The sequence below is a fragment of the Pseudomonas sp. LBUM1663 genome, from assembly GCF_059695905.1.
In genome coordinates this window covers 1689942-1698497 of record NZ_CP166792.1, presented here as the reverse complement: position 1 = coordinate 1698497, position 8556 = coordinate 1689942, and the positions used below count along the sequence as shown (strand labels likewise).

Below are 8556 nucleotides of genomic sequence, written 5' to 3'. Positions count from 1 at the left end.
ATGTCGATAAGTGGATGGAACTTTCCTTGAACCCTCGAATGCTCCCTAGAGCTCTTGAATCAAGGGCTTTCAGACTGAACAATGTGCTGGATTTTGCAGAGCGCATAAGTTTTTTTTGGAATAACCCCTATGAAAAAAATTTCTTAGCTACGCTCTAGAATGTTCTTAGCTACGTTGTTACAAGCATGAAACGGTTTTGCCTATAAATGTCGTCAAATATTTGGCGACTGATAAAGAACCATCAGGAATCAGGGAGATGTACCCATGCGCGTTTTAACCCCCCTTTGCAGCGCAATTCTGCTGGCCATGGCCTGCACATCCCAGGCCCAAGCCATATCGTTGACCGAGGCGATCCAGAGCACCATTGCAACCCACCCGGAACTGGCCTCGCGCGTAGACTCGCGCCTGTCCGCGGATGAGCAAGTCAAAGTCGCCAAGGGGGGCTTTTATCCATCAGTTGATCTGAACGCCGCCTACGGGCGCGGGTACAGCGATAACACCAACACCCGGGCGTTCGGCAATCACGACACCAGAATCCTCACCTATACCCAATCGGAGCTGCGCCTGCGGCAGATGCTGTTCGACGGATTCAACACCGCGAACGAAGTCGAACGCACCAAAGGGGTCGTCAACTCCCGGGCCTATTACGCTCAAGGCACCGCCCAGGATCTGGCATTGCGCACCATCGAGGTCTACCTCGAAGTGCTCAAGCGCCGCGAACTGGTGACCCTGGCCACGAACAACCTGCAGGCTCACTTGCGGGTCAACGACCAGATCGGCCTGCGCACCCAGCGTGGCGTCGGCAGCAACGCCGACTCCGACCAATCCGGCGCGCGCCGGGCGCTGGCGCAAAACAACCTCGACACCGCCGAAGTCGATCTGGCCGATGCCGAGTCGAATTTCGCCGCCGTTGTGGGACGTCTGCCGGATGAGCTCGAAGCCCCGCCGTCGATCCGCGGCGAACTGCCCGCCACCCTGCCGGAAGCCCAGCAGAGCATGGTGGAAAACAACCCGTACCTGAAATCCGCCCAGGCTGACGTGCAATCGGCCGAGAGCCAGTACGAAGTCGCCAAGTCGCCGTTCTACCCACGTTTTGATGCCGAAGCCGCAGTGGGCGCGAACAACAACGTGCAGGGCGATGAGGGTCACGACAACGAATGGCGCGTGGGCGTGGTGATGAACTACAACCTGTTCCGCGGCGGCAGCGACAAGGCTCGCCTTGCTTCCGATGCGCATCAGATCAACCAGGCGATGGACATCCGCAACAACGCCCTGCGCCAACTCAACGAGAACATCCACCTGGCCTGGAACGCCATGGTCAATGCCAAGAAGCAGACCCCGACTGCCCGCGAATACGCGGATACCAGCCGACGTGTGCGCGTGGCGTATCAGGATCAGTTCGGCCTCGGCCAACGCACCCTGCTCGACTTGCTCGACAGTGAAAACGAGCTCTACAACGCCAATCGCCGCTACACCGAAGTGCGCTACACCGAGGAATACTCGATGTACCGCGTGCTGGCGAATATGGGCGAGTTGCTGAGCAAGCAACGGGTGGTATTGCCCGCCGATGCGATCGCCTCCACCGAAGTGAAAAACGAAGCCCGTTTGCCTGAACTGAAGTAGGCCTGTGGAGAGATCAATTTGACCAGCATGGAACCCGGCAACACCGGTGTCGATCCGCGCCTGAGCTTCGATGACCCGCTTCTGGACGGTCTGTTGATCCTCTGCAAACTCCACGGCGCGACAGTCAGTCGCGCCAGCCTGAGCGCCGGGCTGCCGCTCAACAAACAACGTCTGAGCCTGGACCTGCTGCCCCGTGCAGCAGCTCGGGCCAGCTTGCAGGCGCGGGTGCTGCGCCGCGAACTGGCGGACATTTCCGCGCTCAACCTGCCTGTGATGTTGATCCTCAAGAACGGCCGCACCGCCATCCTGCGACGCTTTGGCGATGACGGCCGGTTGCTGATCCTGCCCAGCGAAGCGGACGGCGGCGAACAATGGGTCAGCCGTGAAGAACTGGCCGAAAATTACAGTGGCCAGGCCTTGTTCGCCCGGCCACGCCACGAACTCGAAGACCTGCGCTCGCCGCTGGTGCCGCGTGTGGAGGCGTGGTTTCGCGACACTTTGAAGCTGTCGAAATGGCTGTACAGCGATGCGATTCTGGCGAGTTTCCTGATCAACCTTTTGGGGTTGATGGTGCCGCTGTTCGTGATGCAAACCTACGACCGCGTGGTGCCGAACCAGGCCACGTCGACCTTGTGGGTGTTGTCGATCGGCTTGCTGATCGGCACCGGTTTCGAACTGGTGCTGCGGGTGGTGCGTGCGCACTTGCTGGACACCGCCGGGAAGAAAACCGACGTGATTCTTTCCGCGACGTTGTTCGAACGCATCACCGGCATGGCGATGAAAGCGCGGCCGGCGACCATCGGCGGTTTCGCCCAGAGCATCCATGACTTCCAGGGCCTGCGCGAATTCCTCACCGCCGTCACGCTGACCAGCCTGATCGACCTGCCCTTTGCCGTGCTGATGCTGGTGGTGATCGGCCTGCTCGGCGGCTGGCTGGTGGTGATTCCACTGCTCGCCTTTCCGATTACGATCATTTTCGCGATGGTGATTCAGGTCCGCCTGCGCGATACCGTGCAGAAAAGCCTGAGCCTCGGCGCCGAACGCCAGGCCTTGCTGATCGAAACCCTCGGCGGCCTGGAAACCCTGAAAGCGTGCAGCGCCGAAAGCGAACGCCAGCACAAATGGGAAAGCACCCACGGCGCCCTCACCCGCCTCGACAGCCATGCGCGCAACCTCTCGGCGCTGGCCACCAACGGCACACTGTTCATCCAGCAATTCTCCGGCATGGCGACCATCGTCGCCGGGGTCTACAGCATCATCGCCGGCAACCTCAGCGTCGGTGCGCTGGTGGCGACCTACATGCTCGGCAGCCGCGTGCTTGCACCCTTGGGGCAGATCGCCGGTTTGATCACGCGCTACCAGCAAGCGCAACTGACCATGAAAAGCACCGATGCGCTGATGTCCTTGCCGCAAGAGCGCGATGCCAACCAGCGGCCGCTGGAGCGCACGCAGCTGCAAGGCGCGATGGATGTCAGCGGTGTGACCTTCCACTACAACGGCCAGAATGCCCCGGCCCTGTCCAACGTCAGTTTCAGCGTCAAACCCGGCGAACGGATCGGCATCATTGGCCGCAGCGGCTCGGGCAAAAGCACCCTGGCGCGCTTGGTGATGGGGTTTTATGCACCGGAAGAAGGCCAGTTGCTGATCGATGGGCTGGACCTGCGGCAACTTGATGTCGCCGACCTGCGCCAGCAAATCGGTTACGTCGCCCATGACCTGCCATTGCTGGCCGGCAGCCTGCGCGACAACCTGACCCTCGGCGCGCGGTACATCAGCGATTCACGGATGCTCGAAGTCGCCGAACTGACCGGTGTCACCGAGCTGGCGCGCCAGCATCCGCAAGGTTTTGACCGGCCCGTGGGCGAACGCGGGCAGTTGCTGTCCGGCGGTCAACGCCAGGCAGTGCTGCTGGCCCGAGCCTTGTTGCTCGACCCGCCGATCATGCTGCTCGACGAACCCACCAGCGCCATGGACAACAGCAGTGAAGATGTCTTGCGGCAGAAACTCCACGGCTGGGTGCAGGGCAAGACCTTGCTGCTGGTGACTCACCGCACCTCGATGCTCAGCCTGGTGGATCGGCTGTTGGTGCTGGATAACGGGCGGGTCGTTGCCGACGGTCCGAAAGATGCGGTCATCGATGCACTGCGCAAGGGCCGTGTCGGCTCTGCGGCTGTCTAGGAGCTACCCATGGCCCGTTCATCATCCGACACGCCACAAGACCGCGGCTACTTCGGCAGCTTCGGCAAAACCGCCGAGAGCGAATTCATGCCGGAAACCGCCGGCGCCTCGTTGCAGGACTCTCCACGCTGGTCGCGAATCACCGTGTGGCTGGCCGCAGCCTTGCTGATTACGGCACTGGTCTGGGCAAAGTTTGCGGTGCTGCAAGAAGTGACCATGGGCGAAGGCAAGGCGATCCCGTCGAGCAAAGTCCAGGTGATCCAGAACCTTGAGGGCGGCATCGTTACCGAGATCTTCGTGCGCGAAGGGCAAATGGTGAACAAGGGCGACACCTTGCTGCGCCTGGATGACACGCGCTTTCTGTCGAACAAGGGCGAGAGCGAAGCCGATCGTTACGCGTTGACCGCGCAGGTCGAACGTCTGTCGGCTGAAGCGGAAGGCCGGCCGTTCAAGCTGTCGCCGGAGGTCATCGCCAAGGCGCCGCAAGTGGCTGAGGATGAGCGCTCGCTGTATGAACAACGCCAACGTCGACTGGCCAGTGAGCAACGGACGCTGAGTGAACAACTGCGGCAGAAAACCCAGGAACTGGCGGAATTCCGCTCCAAGCAGGGGCAGTTCAGTTCGAGCCTGGCCTTGCTGCAACAAGAGATGAACATGTCCGCGCCGCTGGTGGGAACCGGGGCGGTTTCACCGGTGGAAATCCTGCGGCTCAAACGCAGCGCCGTGGAGATCCGCGGCTCGTTGAACGCCACGACGCTGGCGATTCCCCGGGCGGAATCGGCGATCAATGAGATCAAAAGCAAGATTGATGAATCGGAACAATCCTTCCGCTCGGACGCGGCGAAAGAGCTGAATGAAAAACGCACCGACCTGTCGAAAATCACAGCGTCGAGCATCGCCATCGATGACCGCGTGACCCGCACCACGGTGGTGTCGCCGGTGCACGGGATCATCAAGGTGCTGAAGGTCAATACCATCGGCGGCGTGGTCCAGCCCGGCAGCGACATGGTGGAGATCGTCCCCATTGAAGACAACTTGCTGATCGAAGCCAAGGTGCGGCCGCAGGACGTGGCGTTTCTACATCCGGGGCAGAAAGCGATGGTCAAGTTCAGTGCTTACGACTACACGATTTATGGCGGACTGACTGCCAAGCTGGAACTGATTGGTGCGGACACCATTACCGATGACAAGGGCAACAGCTTTTATCTGATTCAGGTGAGGACCGACAAGAATCACTTGGGCGGGGATGTGAAGCCGTTGCTGATTATTCCGGGGATGGTGGCAACGGTGGACATCATTACCGGGGAGAAAAGTGTGCTGGATTACTTGCTCAAACCGGTGTTGAAAGCGCGGACCGAGGCGATGCGGGAACGGTAGATTCGGCCGGAATCTTCATTGTCTGTGCAATGGCAATCGCTAGCAGGCTAGCTCCCACAGGGAACTTGGAGTGAACACATCTCTGTATTCACAACTGATCAAATGTGGGAGCTAGCCTGCTAGCGATGGGGCCGGTATAGACAATACTTATCTGTCGCCATGATTGCGCTGAAAAACCTCTTCCCCCATCGCCGCAATCTGCCCCTCGATCAACGCTTCGAACGGTTTCAACAACGGCTCAAACGTGCACGGCGCTTCCAGCACCTGCAACGCCTGGACAATCGCTTCCACCGTCGACAACGCCCCCGGCCCCGGGGCTTTGCGCAGTCGATATCGAGACACGCCGCCATCCACCAACGTCACCCTCGGCAACGCCGCCAGCAATGGATTGAGGTGCAACATCTTACGCGCCTTGCGCCAGGTGCCGTCCGGGACGACCAGCAACAGAGGCTCGTCATTCGAGGTGTACGCCTGCAACGGCTGCGCATCGTCGGCCGGAAACAACAACCGCGCCTGATACCCCGGCGGATTCAGCAGCACCGCCAAATCCTCGAACACCTCACCGACAATCAACTGCGCATTCTTCAAGCCCAACGCCGCTAGTCGCGCCGTGTTCAGCGCATGGTTCACTTCGCTCGGATGCTGCAACAGCAACACCCGGGTGCGGCTGTCGAGGCTCGGGATCAATGGGCACAGGCAATGGGTTTGTGGGCGCAGGCAGCGTGGACACTGGATTCTGGACATGTTCTCAGGCCTGGTTCAGTTGTGCTTTGAGCAGATCGCGGAAGGTCTGGATCAGCGGCTCACGGCTGCGGCCACGGCGCACGATCATCGAAAACGGTGCCTGATAACCGAAGGTGGCGGGCAGCAGGACGCGCAAATCGCCCTTGTCCGCCCAGGCCTGGGCGTAGTGCTCAGGCAGGTAGCCGATGTAGGCGCCCGAGAGCACCAGAATCAGCTGCGCCTCCATACTTTCCACGGTGGCGGCACTGTGTTTGAAACCATGGCGCGCCAGTTCGGCCTGGCTCCAGTAACCACGACCGACCATTCGCTGCTGGGTGATGACTTGCTCGGGGATGCGCCGCTCAGTGAACAGCGGATGACGACTGCTGCAATACAGCCAGTGTTGTTCGCGATAGAGCGGCATGTAGACCAGGCCGCTCATGCGCGTGGAAAACGCACCGATGGCCAGGTCGAGACGGTTGTCCTGCACACCGAGCTGCAATTCGTAGGGACTCATGACTGACAAGTGCAAATGCACGGCCGGGTGTTCCTGGCTGTAGGCGCCGATGGCTTCGGCGAACGGCAAGGCCTTGTCGCTGACGGTGGAGTCGATCACGCCGAGGTTGAGAGTGCCGCGCAGTTCACCCTTCAACGCCGCCGCGTATTGTTCGAAGCCTTCAAGCTCGCCCAACAGACGCAGGGTCTCCTGATGGAACAGCTCGCCCTTGCTGGTCAGGCTGAAACCACCGCGACCGCGATGGCAGAGCACCAGGCCGAGGGCGGCTTCGAGCTGGCTCATGTAAGTGCTGATGGCCGAGGTCGAGAGGTTGAGCTCTTGCTGGGCATTGGCGAACCCCTGATGACGGACCACGCTGACGAAGATGCGTAACAGTTTCAGGTCGGGTAAAGCGTTGGCCATGGGGGGCTCCAGCAAAAGCACATGTAGACGATGAGGTCTTGTAGCAGCTGCCGAGCCTGCGAGGCTGCGTTCGGCTGCGCAGCAGTCGTGAAATCAGGCGACGCGGAGTTTCAGGATAACCTCGCGCTCAGGTTTTACGACTGCTGCGCAGCCGAACGCAGCCTCGCAGGCTCGGCAGCTGCTACATAAGCATTGCGAGTCTATCGCCGCCACTGCCATTAGTTTAGAAAAATCTGAACTAAGTATTTGCCCGTAGCGATTCTTCCCGGCCACTACATTTCGCAGAATCGGCCCCCAACGGTGCCCGAACCTCCCCGGAGCGGCGCAACCGACATAAATAAAACAACGACGATGAGGCCTTACCCGTGGACAAGATTCTTCACCAACCACTGGGCGGCAATGAAATGCCGCGCTTCGGCGGCATCGCCACCATGATGCGACTCCCCCATTTGCCTACCGCTGCCGGTCTGGATGCTGCCTTCGTTGGCGTGCCGCTGGACATCGGCACCTCGCTGCGCCCCGGCACCCGCTTCGGACCTCGCGAAATCCGCGCTGAATCGGTGATGATCCGCCCGTACAACATGGCCACCGGCGCTGCGCCGTTTGACTCGCTGTCGGTGGCCGACATCGGTGACGTGGCGATTAACACGTTCAACCTGCTGGACGCTGTACGGATCATCGAAGAATCCTACGACGCCATCCTCGAACACAACGTGATCCCGCTGACCCTGGGCGGCGACCACACCATCACCCTGCCGATCCTGCGTGCCATTCACAAGAAGCACGGCAAGGTCGGCCTGGTGCACATCGACGCTCACGCCGATGTGAACGATCACATGTTTGGCGAGAAAGTCGCCCACGGCACCACCTTCCGTCGCGCGGCCGAAGAAGGCCTGATCGACTGCGATCGCGTGGTGCAAATCGGCTTGCGCGCTCAGGGTTACACCTCCGAAGACTTCAACTGGAGCCGTAAACAAGGCTTCCGTGTGGTTCAGGCTGAAGAGTGCTGGCACAAATCCCTGGCCCCGCTGATGGCTGAAGTCCGCGAGAAAGTCGGCGGCGGTCCGGTGTACCTGACTTTCGACATCGACGGCATTGACCCGGCTTGGGCGCCAGGCACCGGCACCCCGGAAATCGGTGGTCTGACGACCATTCAGGCGATTGAGATCATTCGCGGCTGCCAAGGCCTCGACCTGATCGGCTGCGATCTGGTAGAAGTCTCGCCCGCCTACGACACCACCGGCAACACCTCGCTGCTGGCCGCCAACCTGCTGTACGAAATGCTCTGCGTACTGCCTGGCGTGGCCCACCGCTGAGGATCGGTCATGAACGAACGTGATCAGGTTTTGAAAGCCGCCGCCGATCTGGTGTCAGCCTTCGCCCGTAACGATCGCGAAGCCTACTTCGGCGCGTTCAGCGCCGATGCCAGCTTCGTGTTCTACACCCTCGAACAGCCCCTGCTGTCGCGCGATGCCTATCAGGCGTTGTGGGACAGCTGGCGCGCCGAGGATGGCTTCGAGGTGCTTGCGTGCACCTCGAGCAACGCTTTCGTCAGCCTGCAGGGTGACGTGGCGATTTTCATCCATGACGTGGCCACCGAGCTGCGCATGCAAGGGGAGCAACACTTCAGCCAGGAGCGCGAGACGATTGTGTTTCGCCGACAACAACAAGGCCTATGGCTGGCCTGCCACGAACATTTGTCCGCAATGCCGGAAGGGCTGCCACCCCCTTAGCCA

General features: G+C 60.6%; 7 protein-coding genes. 5 read left to right on the top strand and 2 right to left on the bottom strand.

Annotated elements, in window-relative coordinates; all coding sequences use genetic code 11:
* Positions 1-264: 264 nt before the first annotated feature.
* The 3 genes from ACA075_RS07615 to ACA075_RS07605 are packed head-to-tail and all read left to right on the top strand — an operon-like array spanning position 265 to position 5178.
* Positions 265-1623, top strand: a complete 1359-nt coding sequence (locus ACA075_RS07615; RefSeq protein WP_497297964.1) for a TolC family outer membrane protein — start codon at positions 265-267, stop codon at positions 1621-1623.
* 18 nt (positions 1624-1641) lie between these two features.
* Positions 1642-3801, top strand: a complete 2160-nt coding sequence (locus ACA075_RS07610; protein WP_497297963.1) for a type I secretion system permease/ATPase — start codon at positions 1642-1644, stop codon at positions 3799-3801.
* Positions 3802-3810: 9 nt separating this feature from the next.
* Positions 3811-5178: an HlyD family type I secretion periplasmic adaptor subunit gene (locus ACA075_RS07605; RefSeq protein ID WP_094468566.1), complete on the top strand. Its 1368-nt coding sequence runs from the start codon at positions 3811-3813 to the stop codon at positions 5176-5178.
* A gap of 147 nt (positions 5179-5325) precedes the next feature.
* Here the strand turns inward: ACA075_RS07605 and ACA075_RS07600 are convergent, their stop codons facing one another.
* Positions 5326-5922 (bottom strand): tRNA-uridine aminocarboxypropyltransferase, encoded by a 597-nt coding sequence (locus ACA075_RS07600; RefSeq protein WP_497297962.1) that lies wholly within the window; start codon positions 5920-5922, stop codon positions 5326-5328.
* A 4-nt stretch (positions 5923-5926) separates the two neighbouring features.
* Positions 5927-6820 carry a LysR family transcriptional regulator gene (locus tag ACA075_RS07595; protein WP_007945995.1) on the bottom strand — a complete coding sequence of 298 codons (894 nt, stop codon included), beginning with the start codon at positions 6818-6820 and terminating at the stop codon, positions 5927-5929.
* A gap of 365 nt (positions 6821-7185) precedes the next feature.
* Between ACA075_RS07595 and speB the strand changes: the two genes are divergently transcribed.
* Positions 7186-8136 carry an agmatinase gene (gene speB, locus ACA075_RS07590; RefSeq protein WP_010462004.1) on the top strand — a complete coding sequence of 317 codons (951 nt, stop codon included), beginning with the start codon at positions 7186-7188 and terminating at the stop codon, positions 8134-8136.
* A 9-nt stretch (positions 8137-8145) separates the two neighbouring features.
* Positions 8146-8553 (top strand): YybH family protein, encoded by a 408-nt coding sequence (locus ACA075_RS07585; RefSeq protein WP_497297961.1) that lies wholly within the window; start codon positions 8146-8148, stop codon positions 8551-8553.
* The last annotated feature ends 3 nt before the right edge of the window (positions 8554-8556 follow it).